Origin of the sequence: Mesorhizobium prunaredense (assembly GCF_900156895.1) — a bacterium.
Lineage (GTDB): Bacteria > Pseudomonadota > Alphaproteobacteria > Rhizobiales > Rhizobiaceae > Mesorhizobium > Mesorhizobium prunaredense.
The window spans coordinates 201,776-202,433 of record NZ_FTPD01000067.1 but is presented as its reverse complement, the minus strand read 5'-3'; the positions used below and the strand labels follow the sequence as shown (position 1 = coordinate 202,433).

Here is a 658-nt window from a genome sequence, read left to right as displayed (position 1 = left end):
CTACTACCGCGGCAATCTCCCCCCAAGTGGGGGAGATGTCCGGCAGGACAGAGGGGGCGCCGTAGAGCGCCAACCTCAATAGCGACCGAGCATTGACCGATGCCTCACACGCCACTGCCTCCGCGAAATCGCGCAAATGCCAAGTCGATGCGCAAGGCGATGACCGGTGCTGAGCTGAAGCTTTGGAACGAGCTTCGCGTGCATCGGCTGATGGGGCTTGGCTTCCGCCGACAATTTCCGATTGCCGGTTACATTGTCGACTTCGCTTGCCCGGACAAGAAGCTCGTCGTCGAAGTCGATGGTTCGCAGCATGCCGACGCCAATACAGGCGATGAGGCAAGGACAAAGCGTCTTGAACAAGATGGCTGGACCATCCTGCGCTTCTGGCCATCCTGCGCTTCTGGAATGACGACGTCATTCGCGACATCGACAATGTCTGCCAACATATTGTGATCGAGTCAGGGCTCGCAGGTGCGACTTGATACGCCGGCGGGACAGCGCCCCCCTCTGTCCTGCCGGACATCTCCCCCACAAGGGGGGAGATTGGCTGCCTTGCCTGCTTCTGGCAATCACCAATGTTGCAGGATGGGCGGCCAGAGCGAAGCTGCCGATCTCCCCCCAAGTGGGGGAGATGGCCGGCAGGCCAGAGGCCGACACC

1 pseudogene is annotated in these 658 nt (G+C 60.9%); it reads left to right on the top strand.

What is annotated here, in order from left to right:
- Window positions 1–99: 99 nt before the first annotated feature.
- Window positions 100–482, top strand: a pseudogene (locus tag BQ8794_RS30245) (endonuclease domain-containing protein).
- Window positions 483–658 lie beyond the last annotated feature (176 nt).